The sequence below is a fragment of the Candidatus Ozemobacteraceae bacterium genome (assembly GCA_035373905.1).
In the GTDB taxonomy this organism is placed as follows: Bacteria; Muiribacteriota; Ozemobacteria; order Ozemobacterales; family Ozemobacteraceae; genus MWAR01.
In genome coordinates this window covers 1-14,962 of record DAOSOK010000050.1, presented here as the reverse complement: position 1 = coordinate 14,962, position 14,962 = coordinate 1, and the positions used below count along the sequence as shown (strand labels likewise).

The 14,962-nt window shown below is 57.9% G+C and carries 12 protein-coding genes; all 12 read left to right on the top strand.

The genetic code is table 11. The annotated features are described in order from the left end of the window. Positions 1 to 9: 9 nt before the first annotated feature. The gene (locus tag PLU72_18295) at positions 10 to 459 is read left to right on the top strand and encodes a DUF882 domain-containing protein (protein HOT30134.1); all 450 of its coding nucleotides are present in this window, start codon (positions 10 to 12) and stop codon (positions 457 to 459) included. Next, positions 456 to 893 carry a hypothetical protein gene (locus PLU72_18290; GenBank protein ID HOT30133.1) on the top strand — a complete coding sequence of 146 codons (438 nt, stop codon included), beginning with the start codon at positions 456 to 458 and terminating at the stop codon, positions 891 to 893. Before PLU72_18295 ends, PLU72_18290 begins: the two co-directional genes overlap by 4 nt. A gap of 35 nt (positions 894 to 928) precedes the next feature. Next, positions 929 to 1,087, top strand: a complete 159-nt coding sequence (locus tag PLU72_18285; GenBank protein HOT30132.1) for a hypothetical protein — start codon at positions 929 to 931, stop codon at positions 1,085 to 1,087. Positions 1,088 to 1,103: 16 nt separating this feature from the next. Continuing rightward, positions 1,104 to 1,547, top strand: a complete 444-nt coding sequence (locus tag PLU72_18280) for a hypothetical protein (protein HOT30131.1) — start codon at positions 1,104 to 1,106, stop codon at positions 1,545 to 1,547. A gap of 9 nt (positions 1,548 to 1,556) precedes the next feature. Next, the gene (locus PLU72_18275) at positions 1,557 to 2,807 is read left to right on the top strand and encodes a hypothetical protein (GenBank protein HOT30130.1); all 1,251 of its coding nucleotides are present in this window, start codon (positions 1,557 to 1,559) and stop codon (positions 2,805 to 2,807) included. 13 nt (positions 2,808 to 2,820) lie between these two features. Beyond that, positions 2,821 to 3,210, top strand: coding sequence for a hypothetical protein (locus tag PLU72_18270; GenBank protein ID HOT30129.1), 390 nt, complete (start codon positions 2,821 to 2,823; stop codon positions 3,208 to 3,210). Positions 3,211 to 3,409: 199 nt separating this feature from the next. Beyond that, positions 3,410 to 7,219 carry a hypothetical protein gene (locus PLU72_18265; protein HOT30128.1) on the top strand — a complete coding sequence of 1,270 codons (3,810 nt, stop codon included), beginning with the start codon at positions 3,410 to 3,412 and terminating at the stop codon, positions 7,217 to 7,219. Positions 7,220 to 7,226: 7 nt separating this feature from the next. Then, positions 7,227 to 7,958: a hypothetical protein gene (locus tag PLU72_18260; protein ID HOT30127.1), complete on the top strand. Its 732-nt coding sequence runs from the start codon at positions 7,227 to 7,229 to the stop codon at positions 7,956 to 7,958. Continuing rightward, positions 7,958 to 11,956, top strand: coding sequence for a hypothetical protein (locus PLU72_18255; protein ID HOT30126.1), 3,999 nt, complete (start codon positions 7,958 to 7,960; stop codon positions 11,954 to 11,956). Before PLU72_18260 ends, PLU72_18255 begins: the two co-directional genes overlap by 1 nt. 8 nt (positions 11,957 to 11,964) lie before the next feature. Then, on the top strand, positions 11,965 to 12,414 hold the full coding sequence (locus PLU72_18250; GenBank protein ID HOT30125.1) for a hypothetical protein: 450 nt from the start codon (positions 11,965 to 11,967) through the stop codon (positions 12,412 to 12,414). Continuing rightward, positions 12,411 to 13,922 carry a hypothetical protein gene (locus PLU72_18245; GenBank protein ID HOT30124.1) on the top strand — a complete coding sequence of 504 codons (1,512 nt, stop codon included), beginning with the start codon at positions 12,411 to 12,413 and terminating at the stop codon, positions 13,920 to 13,922. The genes PLU72_18250 and PLU72_18245 overlap by 4 nt, the downstream gene beginning before the upstream one ends. Before the next feature lie 96 nt (positions 13,923 to 14,018). Further along, positions 14,019 to 14,786 (top strand): DNA adenine methylase, encoded by a 768-nt coding sequence (locus tag PLU72_18240; GenBank protein ID HOT30123.1) that lies wholly within the window; start codon positions 14,019 to 14,021, stop codon positions 14,784 to 14,786. Positions 14,787 to 14,962 lie beyond the last annotated feature (176 nt).

The following is a 14,962-nucleotide window of genomic DNA, read 5'->3' as shown; positions in this document are numbered from 1 at the left end:
GAGGCTGCCATGATCGACCTGAAAGCACCCACGCCGTATATGACCGAAGCAGACTGGAAGCTGGTTCGTCATTTCAAGCCCACCGAGCGATGGGGCGACTGGCGCAAGGTTCATCGGCGGCTCGTGTTCGCTCTCGATGCCCTGGCAGAGTTCGCCGATCGGCCCGTCATCCTGCATAACGCGCATGACGAGGACGGCCACACCGACGAGTCCTATCACTACCGGGGCATGGCGGCGGATATTCACATCGCCGGCCTGCACGTGGTGGATCAGTTCATCGTCGCGAGCCGCTTCGACGAGTTCAACGGCATCGGCGTCTACCCGGCCTGGAACAATCCCGGCCTTCACCTGGACATCCGGCCCATGAAGGATCGGCTCTCCCCGGATGCCCGCTGGCTCAGAACGTGCGGGGGTGTGTATCTCCCGCTGACCTGGAAAAACCTCATGGAGGCGTTATGAATTCCGACCTTTTCTCGGCCACCAACGTGATGGTCGTCGTCATTCTCCTCATCCAGCTCTACAAGCTGCTCCGGCCCGCGCTCCTGAAGACGGAAACCGGCGCGCAGATCGTCGGCACGGTCGATGCCGCTTACGGCTTCGTCTACGAGTTCGCTCCCGCGATCTACCGGATCGTCGAAGTCGGCCAGAAGAAAGGCCTGTTCGGCAAAGACCGGAAGCCGAAAGAGTTCCTCGACCTCCTGCGCGAAGAAGCGAAAAAGCAGGGCGTCATGCTCGAACCGGCGCATGAGGCGACCGCGAAGCTCATCGCGGCCGACATGGCGGCGGCCGAGCACCAGAGTGATTTCCCGGCCGGCAGTCAGGTGTTGCATTCAGCCGTCAGCCAGGCCGAAAGGGGCCGCCCGCTCCCCCCGACAAGCGCCCCGGCCGCGTAGAGGTCGCGGTCGGGGCGAATGAAAGCACCATCGGCGTGGCTATGGGAAACGCTCTTCTGCGATACCGGGCCGCGCGGGGCGCGAAGGGCTCCGTCGGGGTGGCCTACAAAGACCCCCGATCCGGAGCGGTAATCACCGGCACGGTCTCGAACGGCAAGCCCGGCTTGCAGATCGAGATCCCCCTGAAACTCTGAGGAGAACACGAACGGCATGGCAATCGCGACGATCACCGACGGCGAAGACGCCCTGATAGGCGCTCTCGAAGCCCTGAAGACGGTCGATGACAAGAAGCTGTTCGCGATCGTCGAGTCGATCGGCCGTCGCGATGCGCCTGCCCCGCTCGCCTTTCCGGCGGCCTACATCTACTTCCTGTTCGACCGGCGCGCCCAGGGGGCACCCAGGCCGGTTTTCGACCGGAATTTCGAGATTCTGATTCTGAACAAGAACCTGCGCGGTGAACGCCAGGCGGCCCAGGACACCTACGGCCTGATCGAAGCGTCCCGGGACGCGGTCATCGGCAAGGATTTCGGCCTGATCGGGATGAGCCGGTTCGAATGCACGGGCATCCAGATCGTCGATTACGAAGGCGGCGTCATCGCCTACACGCTCGGCCTGACGGCCAAAGCATATCTGCCGGTTCCCGGCACAGCCTGAGGAGGCGTCATGAGTGACATCGAACTGAACCAACTGCTGCTGGGGAAGCTGGAAGACCCCGAGGGGGCGGATGCCGTTCCGACTCCGGCCGCGAACGCGATCCTGTGCGGCAACGTCCTGCCGGATTACTCCTACAAGGAGATCCAGCGCATCGCGGCCGAAAACGGACTCTCGGCGGCGAAAGTCCTGATCGGCCAGGAGTTCCTGGCATTCGACGTGAACCTGGAACTGCGCGGCAGCGGCCAGGTGGGCGTGGCTCCCGACTGGGGCGTGCTGGCCGAGATCTGCGGCTACACCAAGCGGGTGATCGCCGCCGCCCAGGTCGGATCGCCGGAGAAGGCGTTCGGAAACAGCGGTGGGCCGAGCGGGCTCGCGGTGGCTTCCGGAGGTTCGTTCACCGGCACCCGGCCGGTGCGGTATCTCGTGAAGGTCACGACGGCCGGCGCGTCGGGCGTGGCGAAGTGCTCGATCACCTGCCTGGACGACGCGACGCAGAACTCGACCGACAACGTGATCACGACGGCGACGCCGATCAACCTGGGCGACGAGGGCGCGACCATCACCTTCACGTTCGCCTCGGGCGAGCTCGCCCTGGACGACGCCTGGTATGTCCACTGCTACACGCCCTGCGTGGCCTACGCCTCGCGCGCTTCGACCGATACTCCCAAGACGGCCACCATCTACCACTACCTCGGGCAGCATCTGTTCAAGGCCTTCGCCGTGCGCGGCGACTTCAACCTGAACTTCCCGGCCGGTGCCGTGGCGACGGGCCGATTCTCGCTGCGCGGTCTGTTCGGGGGCATCTCGGATGAGGCGACCCCGGCCGGCGACTTCTTCAACCAGACGATGCCCGTGACGGTCGAGTCGTCGGGAGTCCTGTTCGGCACGTATTCCGGGGCCGTGGTGCCCGAACTCGGCTTCACGAGCGGAAACCAGCTCACCGAGCGGCCTGACGTGAACAGCGCCAACGGGATCAAGGGCTTCCGTTACGGGAAGCGCGACCCGCGCTGGACGGCGACGGTCGAGGCCGAGCTGGAAGCGACGCATCCGTTCTGGGCCGATCTGCGGAACCGGACGGAATGGCCGCTCAACGCCAAGGTCGGCAGCATTGCCGGAAACATCGTCCAGGTGTGGGTGCGCCGGGCCTCCACGGCCGGAAACGCCCTGCAGGACAAGGAAAACATTCTGCACTACGGGCTGTCGGGCCAGGCGCATGCCGTTCCCGGCAAGTCCGACAACATCGAAATCATCGTGCGATAAGGAGCGAGGAACAATGAACAGGGACCAGGATCTGCTGAACCAGAACAAACTGCCGTACCGGGTCTACCCCGGGAACCGCATCATCGTCACCATCGGCGAAAAGGCGATTCTGCTGAAATGGACGGCGGATCAGTATCGCCGGTATCTCGATCTCATCGCGGCTCAGAAGGACCGGAAACTGCCCGACAGCGCGGTCGGCGTTCTCCGGCAGGTGCCGCTGGATCGGCTCGACATCCTCGAGATCGCCTGCAACCCGAAGTGCGACCAGATCGATGTCACCCGCGAAGAGCTCGCGACCCTCGACATGAACCACCAGGGTCACATCGCGGAGATGTGGTCGCAGGAGATGCTGAATCCGGGCCTCGCCCCAAACGATCCCGCCCGGGCGCCGGGCGTCGTCTGAGCGCCGGCCCCCGGGAAAAGCCGGGGGCGTTCCTGAGACGCTGTGTCCTGAGAGTGGCCCGGGCCTTCCATCTGGAAGCCCGGGCCGTCTGGAACATGGATCTGGCCGATTTCTGGCCGGCCTGGGAAGACACCATCGAAACACCGCCGGTTGATGAGCGATTTCACGGCTTCGCCGGCGGCTTCGGGAAGAAACGTAGATGAGCAGCGGTAGCGGCAACAACAACGAAATCACCATCGTGATCCGGGCCGACGGCTCGGCCGCCGTGCAGGGGCTGAACCCTGTCAATGCCGCTATCGACAAAATGAAAGTGACTGCCGACGGCGCGAAGAGCAGCGTCGCTGGCACGACGGCCGTCATCAATGGTCTCACCACGGGTGCGGCCCAAGCCTCGAATACGATCAACAACGTCACGGTCAACATCCGGAACGTCGCCCAGGAAACCCACAACGCGAAAGTCAAAATAGACGCGTTCAGCGCTGCTTACAAGGCGCATGCCCAGCAAATGGCTGCGGCCATGATGCCTCTTTCTGCCAAGATGAAAGAGGCATTCCTGGACCGCCGCGTCGATGTGCAGGGGTTCATCAAGACGTTCGGCCAGTTCTCGACCGAATTGAATCAGGGCCTCGAAGTCGTCAACAAGATCGGCGGCGCGATGGGGACTGCCCTGGATTTCACGCGCCAGGCGGCAATGGCGGCCGAAGCGAAGCAGTCGTTCGAGTCGTATACCCGGACGGTCGGCGTATCGGCCGAGACGATGCTGAACAAGCTCCGGGTGGCATCGAATGGGACCATCTCGGATGTCGAACTCGTCAAGACCGCATCGAAAGCCATGTCGCTCGGCGTCACGAAAGACGTCGACGAGATGGCGAACCTTCTTCTCGTTGCTCGCAACAAAGCCCGCCTGTTCGGGATGGACACCTCACAGGCATTCGAAGATATCGTAACCGGCATCGGTCGCGGGTCTCCCATGATTCTGGATAATCTGGGAATCCAGATTCCGCAGGCTCTGAGAGAGATGGAAGGCGGTATTAAGTCGGCAGAAGGTGTGCAGGCCATCCTCAATGCCACTCTCGCTGATGGGATGAAGCAGATCCAGGATATGGGTGGTGTGGCGGATACCGCAGCGGACAGCTACCGTCGCGCCGCCGCTTCGGTTCAGAACCTCAAGGATGCCTTCGGGGAAGAGCTCCTTCCAACGATCACGAACGTCGTGGACTTCATGAGGACGGATCTCATTCCCACGGCGGAAGCTCTTGTCCACATGTACAACTCCGTCTGGCAGGCCGCCGGCCGGGCTTATGAAGGAACGAATGGTAAAGAATGGGCCATAGCCCCCGATGCGGATAAGTATAAAGATCCGTATGATAGAGCAAAATATGAAAAGGGCTACTATCAGAAAGTCCTGGAATTCAACAATTCGGCGATTGGTTCCGGAAAGTATCCCCAGGCAACCGCTGAAACCCTGCAGAATCAAAACAGGATCCTTCAAGGCCTGATCACCAAGGCTGATCGGGAAATGGCGATCTTCCAGGACCGACGTCTCAAGCAAATCAAGATCGATCAGAAAGCCCGGCAGGAACAGGAAGAGAAACAAAGAAAAGAGGCCGAAGAAGAGGCGCGAAAGAAAGCCAAGAAAGCTGCGGATGAAGCGACCCGCGCGGCAAAAGAAGTCGAGCAGAAGCGCAAAGAGCGTTTTGACGCCTATTCCAAGGCGACCACCAAGTCATTCATGACGGATCTGGAAGGCAACCAGGACTTCATCCGAAATGGCTCGGCGGTCCTGACGAATGTCGGCAAGCCGAAAGCCCTAGAGGCCGTCATACCCGTCCTGAACGAGGCCACCCGGGCAGCAGGTCTTTTTGTCAACACCCTTTCCGCATCCGATGCCGCACTTGCGAAGATGGCGTCTTCAGCGGCGGCCGATCCGCTCAAGTGGGTCCGCGACCTCGCCGACACGGCATCTGCGAAGCTGCTTCCGACGCTTGCAACGGCAACCGACTACATGCAGCGCATGAGCGACTGGTCGGTGCCGTCGATCTCCGAGAAGGCCATCGAGTCGGTGAACGCGTATGCAAGCGGCCTCGGCGCGATCACGGTCGGCTACGAAGCCATGAAGGGCGCTGCGAACAAGGTGAAGCCGCAGATGCGGCAGTGGCAGAAGGACGACGAGAACAAGGCCTTCGACGAGGCGTTCGAGAAGGCGAAGCAGCAGGCCGAAGAGTTCGACCGCCGCATGACGCTCAGCCTTGCCGATGCGACGGAGGCCGGCCTGGCCGATGGCTTCACGCGTGGCGGGAACATCGCGGAGAAGTTCGCCAAGGGCTTCGGCGATAACATGCTGCGGCAGATCTCTTCGGCCCTTTCCTACGGCCTCACACAGGCCCTTTTCAGCGGCGGCGGCGGCAACATCATCGGGTATCTGAGCGGGCAAAACAATCTCGTCAGCACCAACAAAGGTTTCGGAATCACCGACATCCTCAACCCTGTCAACGCGGTCCAGAAATACCTGAGCGGCAACTCCTCGTCTTCCACGAGTTCTGCGGGCAACGGCCTCCTCGGCACGCTGCTCAAGCCGATGGCGAAGAACGGCAAGCTCCTGTGGGGCAATATCGGCTCGAACCTCCTCACCGGCGCAGTCGCCGGCTTCGCCGTGAACCGTCTTTTCGGCTCCGGTGGCCTGTTCGGCGGCAGCGTCGTGCATGGCCAGGAGAGCTTCGACTCCAGCGCCGACCTGAATACTCAGGTGGGCCAGGCGAAAACCCTCCGCGACGAGCTGTTGAAGAACACCGGCATCACGGAGGAAACCCGCCGCCTTCTCGATGAAGCCTCGTTCAACTACACCTGGGTCCGTAAGACGAAGTCCGGCAACGGCATCACGAGCAAAAAAACCACGACCTACCTCCTCGAAGGCAGCGCCGCCGCCCAGGCGAGCATCGACGCGATCAAGGAGTTGCAGAAGAAAGTCGAAGGCGAGCAGGCCTGGCGGCAGTATGAGATCGCCCAGGCCGGTCAGTTCAGTGACATCGAGCCGCTGAAGATGGCCCTGACCGACATCGACAGAGTAGCGACCCGGGCCAACGACAGGGTCATGAGTTCGGACGAGCTCTCCAGACTGCAGTCGCAAAAGACGGATCTGACGCACCAACTGCAGGCCGCGCAGGCCAATGCTTCCCAAAATAGGTGGGGCTTCCTGTACGGCTCTCGGATCCAGAATCTTCAAAACCAGATTTCCTCGCTGGAAAGCCAGATCAAAACCGGAAGCGCATACAAGATGACCGAGGCTGAACGAGCCGACATCCTGACGCAGCAGATGCAGGCGAAGTCATCGTTGAGCACGGCGATCGGCACCGCCCGAAACAACGCGGCGAGCTTCATCATGAGCAACCCCCTCGCGGCAGACACGATCGGGGCGCAGGCGCTTCTGCGCATGGCGAACGGCGACCAGGCGCTCGGCACCAACCGCGACATGATCAGCCTGATGCTTCCCGGCATCAAGCAGGCCGGCTTGGCAGAGTTCGAACTCCAGAAGCGGCAGCTTGAGGCCGGTGACGATCCGGCGAAGCTCGCCGAGGTGCTCAAGAGCCGACAGTCCGGCATGTCGAAGGCGATCGAAGCCTACGAGAAGATGTGGAAAGACGCCGAGGCAGAGGCGAATGACCAGACGCTCGCGATCGAGGAGCAGGCGGCGGCATTCGAGCGGTTCCAGGAGATTCAGACGACCCTTTTGAATGCCAAGCTCCAGTCGCTCCAGCTCGATCAGCAAATCGAACAGCTCGAAAAAGAGAAGAAAGAGAAGCGGGCCGATGACCTGCTCTCCTCGATTTTCACGACGGTCGGCGAGATTCGCGACCAGGGCGGCAAGGAAGTGTTGATCGCCTTCACCGATACCCCCGACGGCCGGACGCGGCTCGATGAGTGGCTTTCGATCATCGAAGGCCGCGATCCAGATACGGCCGCAGTCATCCGGAAAGGCTTCGAGGCGGCCCAGTTGCCTCGGCTGAAGTGAGGAACGCATGAAGCTGCTGAAAGAATTCGATTCCCTCAACGTCATCGCCGCATCAGGCTCCAATGCCGAGTTTCCGGTCACGAATCTTCAGTCGATCGAACCGAACCTCCGCTGGTGGGTGAATGACTACGCAGGCGACGTCTGGGTCACCGTCGATCGCGGCGCGGGCGCGCCGGCAATCGATACGGTGTTCCTCAACAACGCGAACTTTCCAGTGTGCCGGCTGCAGGGCAATGCGACGAACGAGTGGTCGTCTCCGGCGGTGAATATCCTGGCGAACCTCGGCCTCGACCGGATCGCGAACCGCAAGGGCTGGTTCGATCTGGGCACATTCACGCAGCGGTGGTTCCGGCTGTTGATTCCGGCCGGTCAGACGCTCGACGCGGGGGAGCCGATCGTGCCGGCGCTCGGAAATCTTCTTCTCGGGTCTGCCGAGGTGGTTCCGACGGTCGGCGAGATCCGTTGTCGGGTGCTTGCCCCAAAGCTTGTGCAGCAGTTCATCAGCGGCCGCGTCCGGAAAAAGGCTCTCGCCATCAAACGCCAGGTGCTCGGCGTGACGATCAACGACGACTGGGCCTCGATCCGGGGTTTTCGGCTTACCTGGGACATCGCTGCGATCTCGGCCGATCTGGGCAGCCCTGCCGATGTCTGGCTGGTCTACGGCCCAGATGAGTCGGACGGTACGATTCGATGGGCAGAGGATGCCGACGATTCCATGACGTTGGATGAGGTGGTCTGATGAGCGTATTCGTCAAGATCACGGCACCAGGCGGGGCGGTATACCGGGTTTCAGACGGGCCGACCGAGCATTCCGGCTTCGCGTGGCGACCGATTCTCACGAACACCGTACCGATCGAGCGGGCGGCGCGAGCAACGGAGAACGGGATTCCCACGACGACGCAAACGCTGAACGTCTGGAATGCCGAGCGATACATCGGCGTCGTTGATGAGTCGCTGAACGATGCCCTGACCGACAGTGCCGTCGAGATCGAAGTGACCGGGATCGATGGCAGCTGGAACGGCATCATCAAGGCCTGGGAACAGGGCAGTAACGGGTTGCTGAGCATCAGGGCCGGTCAGGACACGCTTGCCGTGTTCAAACGCCAGGTGCCTGATGAAACCGTGCGCCTGGTCACGTTCACCGGTGCCTCTCGCGACGCGGTCAACACCACGATTCCGACGGTCATCGGCGGAACGACGAGCGACCCGATACCCGTCTCGGGCATTCTGATCGATCGAGCGGGGTTCACCTGGGCGTTTTGCGTGGGCAAATGCCGGTCATTCGTGCGCGTAAAGAGCGATCGAAAGGCCATTACAACCGGTTTTACGACGTATTTGGGGACGGCTGATCAGGCAATCTGGCCGGGACTGGTCTGTGTGAAGTTCGACGCCGATCCGCGCGACTCGAACGGAGCATGGCCCGAGATCAGCGCCGAGCTGGTCGGGCTCGAAATCGGCTCGACCGAGGCCGAGGGCCGGAACGCGGCCCGGGTGATCCGGGCGTATCTGACGACGGCCGATACGGGGGCGTGCGGCTGGGGCCTGGGCGAGCCGGCTGATTCGATCGACACCGCGAGCTTCGACCAGGCGATTCTCGATTGCGACACGCTCGGTCTGCATCTTGACGGCATGATGTCGCAGGCGGCGCTGTCGAGTTACTGGTTGTCGCAGATGTGCCTGGGCGGCAGACTGCGCCTGGACAAGCCGGCCGGGAAATGGCGGCTGCGCGTCGATGTGGCCACCGACAGCGTGAAGGAGTATGACGAGAACAACATCCTGTTGTATTCCTTCTGGCCGGGTGATTCAACCCTGCGTCACAAGCGGGCGCGGGTGGACTACCGAGCGGATTTCATCACGAAGCAGTTCCTGGGCTCGGCGACGCGGACGATCGGCACGATCGGCGAGGAGGAAAACCTTCTCGAGCAGCATCTCGTCAGAGACCACACGACCGGCAACGCGATCGCCGATTACGTCGCGAACATCGAGAAATACGGCGAGCTGCGCATGCAGATCCAGACGCCGGATGTGGCCGTCGGCACTCGCACCCTCGAAGAGGACGAGGTCGTCACGATCAGGGTGCCGGAATTCCCGAATGGCCGTCTTTTCCGTGTCACGTCGCTTTCCCAGGGGACCGACGAATCAAGAGTCGAACTGCGCTCGTATGACGACGCGATCTTCAATACCACTACCCCCGAATCGACGACCGACCCGAGCCTCGATCCGATCGTCCGCGCCGCGCCTCTTCCCATCTCACCGTTGAAGCCGGTCGGGATTGAACTGCAGTCCGGTCTCACAAGCCAAGAGGATGGGACATGCATAGTATACGTAATCGGTACATATACGCCGGTTGCCAACGCGATTATCGTCAGAGTCGAAGTTGGGGATGGTGCGTCGCCGCAATCGTGGGTCGATATCGGCGCAGTGAGCAATGCCGGGTCATTCCGACACGAGCCCTGCAAACCAGGACATCTTTATACGTATCGCCTGACGGCGATAAACACGGGGGGAAACTCAGAGTCGGCAACGGCGAGCATTACGACGGCCGGCGATAGGGTTGCCCCGGGCATTCCGACAGTCGTTGCGACTTCGAAATTTACATTCGCAAGTCTCAAGATCAGCCTTCAGAATCCGCCTGCCGACCTCGCCGGGTTCCGAGTCTACCGAGGGACAACCGTGAACATCGCGGACGCGGAATACCTAGCGTCCGTTTCGAGCCGCGATGGTGTCGCGGAATACTCTGACCATCTCCCGAATTATTCGCAGGATTATAGATACTTCGCGCGCTCGTATGACTGCTGGAAGAACATCGGCGATGCGTCCGAAGCGTCCGCTCCGGTGCGCGGAGCGAGGATTCTCGCGGCTGACATCCTGCGAAAGCTGACCCCGGCTGACGCCCTGAATACCGACCCGTATTTCGAGGACACGACGGCATGGAGTAACGACCTTGCCGGGGCTGTTGCCGATCCAGCGCATTTCGCGCCGGTGACGGACGGTATCGCTGGCGGCACCGAGTTCAAAACGACCTCCGGCGAGCGGGTCGTGTTCGGTGTTGCGCTCGATGGGCTTGCTCCCTACGATTCGACGCGAAAATATGTCCTGACCGCGTTCTTCCGGGCAACCGGCGGCGGCTCACACGGTCTGGGCTTCGCCTTCTATGACGGTGCAAAGACGCTTCTCGGGACGACTTCCGCACAGGACAGCGCCATCGCGGCGACGTCGACGTGGACCGAGTTCAGCAAGACATTTGCGACTGTCCCGCCCGGCACGCGGTATATCGGCCCCGCGTTTACATGCAACGACGACGCGACCGCAGGGGTCGTCGTCGAGATCCAGAAGGCCCGCCTCCGGGAAGTCCTCACGGCGGACATCCTGATCGCGAACGAAGCCATAATCACTTCCGCCATCCAGATCGCGGAAGGGATCATCGGGAACGCGCACGTCGCGAACCTCGCCGCCGAAAAGATCACCACCGGGATACTGGACACGGCTCGCCTTTCGGCGGCTGTTGCTGCTGTTTCTCAGCTCGCTGCGTTGGGAAAAAATTTGATCGAAGATCCGTCCTTTCTTGATTTTCAAAACGCGTTCGCGATGGACGGCACGGCAACGGAAGCCGTCGTCGGTCGATGGACTATCGCCGGGGACGCGGCTATTCCGGTGAACGGTGTCAGCGTCTTGACTGCTACGAACAAGCCGACGCTTGTCATGACCGGCAAAGGGATCAAAATGCGCCCGTTTGCTGCGTCCACCGGAAACCGGCTCTGGCTGGCGCAGAACGTCACCGTCAAGCCGAACGAACCGTATTGTTTCTCCGTCCATGTCACGCGAGATGATGCGGTTCCCACCGATGTTGTGCCGCCATACGATCTCATCATCGAATGGCGATCATCAGCCGGATACATCTCACAGGAAGCCGCCACAAACGATGCACCGGGTCGATTTTACGTCTCAGGGACAGCCCCGGAGACTGCCACCTACGCCATTCTCTACGTCATGCTTCCAGCTCACACCCCCGTATCGGGATACGGTGCAAATATGGTCGTTTCCGCAGTCCAGTTCGAGCTGGCTTCCGAAGCGACGTTCTGGGTAGGTCGGGAGCAGGGGACGATCACGGCTGACCGCATTTTCACCGGGTTGCTTCGCAGTCTGAACTACGCATACACGTCAGGCGATTTTTCGACAGGTGGGACCATGATCGACCTTAATACTGGCGTAATTCAATCAAAAAAGTTCGCTATAGATTCGAGCGGGAATGCACGGTTTGCGGGCGATATCAGTGCGGCATCTGGATCATTTTCTGGTGAAATACGGACTGGAGCAATCGTGGTGTCTCCGTCAGGCGGCTGGTGCGGGCTAGGATCGGTGTTGGGCGGATTCACAGGGCAGATCAAAATATATATATCAAACTATTTTTGTATATCCGATGCACCATCAAATATGGTCTTCGTCAAGATGACCCTGCCGGGCACTGTAATCGAGTTCGGGTGCAGCCTCAATGTGAAAAACGGCTGGGGCACAGACTGCTGGAAGAATGTATTGGTTGGGGATACTGCAAATGAACGTCTGAAACTGCGATTTTACAGGTCTGACGAAACACCCAATAAATACTACATCGTGATCGGAGAAACCACGACGAACTGGGGCTGGGGCTATGCAGCCATTATCGAAGCCGCATTTGCTCAAGCCTCTATCAGCACCGGAAGCGTGTCCGGAACGATCCAGCAGACCTTGGCATCGTGAGGTGAAAAATGAGTCTACCAGCACCAACAACGCCAACAGACCCAGCATCTGCTCTGCAATACGTCGGGGTAAACCCGTTCGAGGGCGGCGGAGGCGGGAGCAGCGGAGGAACATACACCCTGCCGATCGCCACGGCGTCGATCCTTGGCGGTGTCAAGGCAAAGGCCCGCACGACGGAATCCGTTGAAGTAGCCGTCGATTCGTCCGGAAATCTGTTTGTTCCATTCGGGGAGGCTGACTTTATGACTGAACTTGAAGCCGCTGAAGTCGTGAAAACAAAAGTTACCGCTATATCTGCGAAAGCCAACGAAGTCAACGGGGAGATCATACTTAATGTGGCCGAACCGGCCACGCTTGATACGTCTGGCGTTGATGAAATAGCGGAAGAAGACATGGTTGTATCTGCTTTAGCATCTGCCGATGCGCTTGCGAATAGCATACTAGGAGAGACGATATGAGCATTATTGACAAACTGACTTATCTGAGTGACACAAAGGATCTTATTCGGCAAGCAATCATCGCGAAGGGGATATCCGTGGCGGAGAGCGACACATTCCGCTCTTACGCGGAAAAAATTGCAGCAATATCGACCGGCGGGAGCGGTGGAGAGATAACGGGAACAACACCAAAGACTGTGACTCTTGCGGAAGCATGCGAGGCAGGGGATATCGTATTTGTCGTTCGAAAAAGCATTTTAGACCCAAGCGCAATAAATTTTCCGATCAAGACGAACGATATAAGCGGAACATCTCCAGCCCCGTATGATGGTTCATACGCAATAAATTATACATACGGGTTACGTCTTTCCGGCGATGGCAATTATTTAGTAGGCGTAAATCCTTATTTTTCGCCATATATATATGCGTTCAAATGGAACGAAACAAATGATAGATACGAACAAACAAACGCTATTGATACGGCTGTCGGCTATAACATTTCTGATTTTGCTCTTTCTTATGATGGTATGTATCTAGTCGTATCGCTCATGCAGTCTCCGTATTTGAGAACATATAAGTGGAGTTCATCAAATAATAGGTATGAAAAAACAACCGATCCAGATTCGATACCATCGGATTATTGCAGCATGTGCAAGCTAACTTCTGACGGAAGCAAGTTGATTGTATATTCAAATACTTCTCCGTATCTGTGGTCTTACAAGTGGAATGAATCAAATCAGAGATATGAGAAAACGGCAGATCCAGACAAAGCTCCAGCGGCTCCAGCATATAATACGATAGTATTTTCAGGTTCGTCAGACCTATCTCGCCTTTTAATAGGATATTCTCAACCTTATAGATACGCTTATCTATGGAACGAAACGAACAATAGATACGAAAGAGGAAATGCGTCATCGTATTGGTCCGGCGGCTCTGAAAGCGGCCAAGGTAACTTCGCAGCTATGTCCGGAGACGGCAATAAAGTATTACTGTGTTGTTTGTATGAGGGATTTGGCGTATTGACATGGAGCGCTACAAATAACCGTTTTGAAGTGGCATCGGCTTACGAATCTTGTCTAAGACCTCCGGCGCAACTATATTGCGTTCCATCCACAGGTTCTCAAAATTATGGCGCTCATGGGGATATATCCAGCGATGGTTCCACAATCGCTATTAGCGTCGGGCCACGCGAGCCTTTTTTCATGGTCTACAAATTTAACGGAACAAACGGACTTTACGAGGCTACGAGATATCCAGACATCTCCCCCGGTTATCCAGTGCGGCGCATTACAGTCTCGGATAACGGCGGTAAAATCGCAGTTTTAAGAGCGAGCCATCCAGGCAATAACATATATGTCTACACATATAAAAACAACGAAATAGCAAATCTTGCTGCATACAAGCAGACGGGATTTTCCGATAAGCCGCTGCCTGATAACTGCTACGCAGTCGGTTTTCTGAATGAAAGCGGATCCAGGGGCGACTCCGTGTCGATGTCGTGCCTATGGATCAAGCAGGATGTGTTCTGATTCTATGAAGAGTTGGTGTTGAGGGGAGGAGAGAAAGCGGCTCATTAAGGGTAAGCCCGCATTATATTTTTCATAAATATTATATCGGGAGCTCAAATGTCCAAACTCGTTCCCTATCTTGGCGGGAAAAGGCTTCTTGCCAAGACAATCGTCAAACTACTGCCGCCGCACGAGCTCTATTGCGAGGTATTTGGAGGGTCAGCAACAATCTTGCTCGAAAAGTCAGTGAGCAAGATCGAGATTTTAAACGACCTTAACGGGGAAGTTATCAACCTTTTCAGAGTCGTTCAAAACCATATTGAAGAGTTCATCCGACAAGTCAGATGGACAATCATCAGCAGGGACGAATTTGAGCGACAAAAGGCCCTTCATACTGAGTCGCTAACCGACATTCAGCGTGCTGTTCGTCTCTACTATCTTCTCAGGGGAGGATATGCGGGGAAACTGGGTTCGCCCAGCTTTGGAGCGAAATCTTTTCCGCTCTCCAGAGTAGAGGAGAGTCTGATTGAGACTCATCAACGTTTGGAGAACGTGATATTCGAAAATCTCCCTTATGAAAAGTGCATCGAAAAATTCGATCGCAAGGAAGCACTTTTCTATATCGATCCGCCGTATTGGGGATGCGAGGGTGATTATGGCAAAGGGCTGTTCGCTCGTGAAGACTTTGAAAAAATCAGAAACATCCTTCAAAAGCTCAAGGGGCAATGCATTCTGAGCCTGAATGATCGCCCCGAAGTCCGTGAGATGTTTGCCGGTTTCGAGATGGTCACAACAAAGCTCAATTACAGCGCTGCAAAGGATAAAGGGAAAGAAGCAAGCGAGCTTCTGATCTGCAATTTCTTGGTTCCGAAGAACCTGGGTTAATGTTCCTCTCTTTCGCCCCGCTCACGCGGGGCTTTTTTTCTGTCGAACTGGTATCATTTCTGTCAAAATGCTCGAAAAATTCTGTCAAAATGGGCGACGCGTTATATTTCCCACCCGTGAAACGCATTTTCCCGACGTACCAATTTTGAGGAGAGATAATTTTCTTGATGGCTTCT

Excerpts from the sequence above, each read along its gene's own strand:
- PLU72_18260 (HOT30127.1), top strand. The coding sequence starts at position 7,227 with ATGAAGCTGCTGAAAGAATTCGATTCCCTCAACGTCATCGCCGCATCA.
- PLU72_18295 (HOT30134.1), top strand. The coding sequence starts at position 10 with ATGATCGACCTGAAAGCACCCACGCCGTATATGACCGAAGCAGACTGG.
- PLU72_18245 (HOT30124.1), top strand. The coding sequence starts at position 12,411 with ATGAGCATTATTGACAAACTGACTTATCTGAGTGACACAAAGGATCTT.
- PLU72_18280 (HOT30131.1), top strand. The coding sequence starts at position 1,104 with ATGGCAATCGCGACGATCACCGACGGCGAAGACGCCCTGATAGGCGCT.
- PLU72_18275 (HOT30130.1), top strand. The coding sequence starts at position 1,557 with ATGAGTGACATCGAACTGAACCAACTGCTGCTGGGGAAGCTGGAAGAC.
- PLU72_18255 (HOT30126.1), top strand. The coding sequence starts at position 7,958 with ATGAGCGTATTCGTCAAGATCACGGCACCAGGCGGGGCGGTATACCGG.
- PLU72_18240 (HOT30123.1), top strand. The coding sequence starts at position 14,019 with ATGTCCAAACTCGTTCCCTATCTTGGCGGGAAAAGGCTTCTTGCCAAG.
- PLU72_18250 (HOT30125.1), top strand. The coding sequence starts at position 11,965 with ATGAGTCTACCAGCACCAACAACGCCAACAGACCCAGCATCTGCTCTG.
- PLU72_18290 (HOT30133.1), top strand. The coding sequence starts at position 456 with ATGAATTCCGACCTTTTCTCGGCCACCAACGTGATGGTCGTCGTCATT.
- PLU72_18265 (HOT30128.1), top strand. The coding sequence starts at position 3,410 with ATGAGCAGCGGTAGCGGCAACAACAACGAAATCACCATCGTGATCCGG.
- PLU72_18270 (HOT30129.1), top strand. The coding sequence starts at position 2,821 with ATGAACAGGGACCAGGATCTGCTGAACCAGAACAAACTGCCGTACCGG.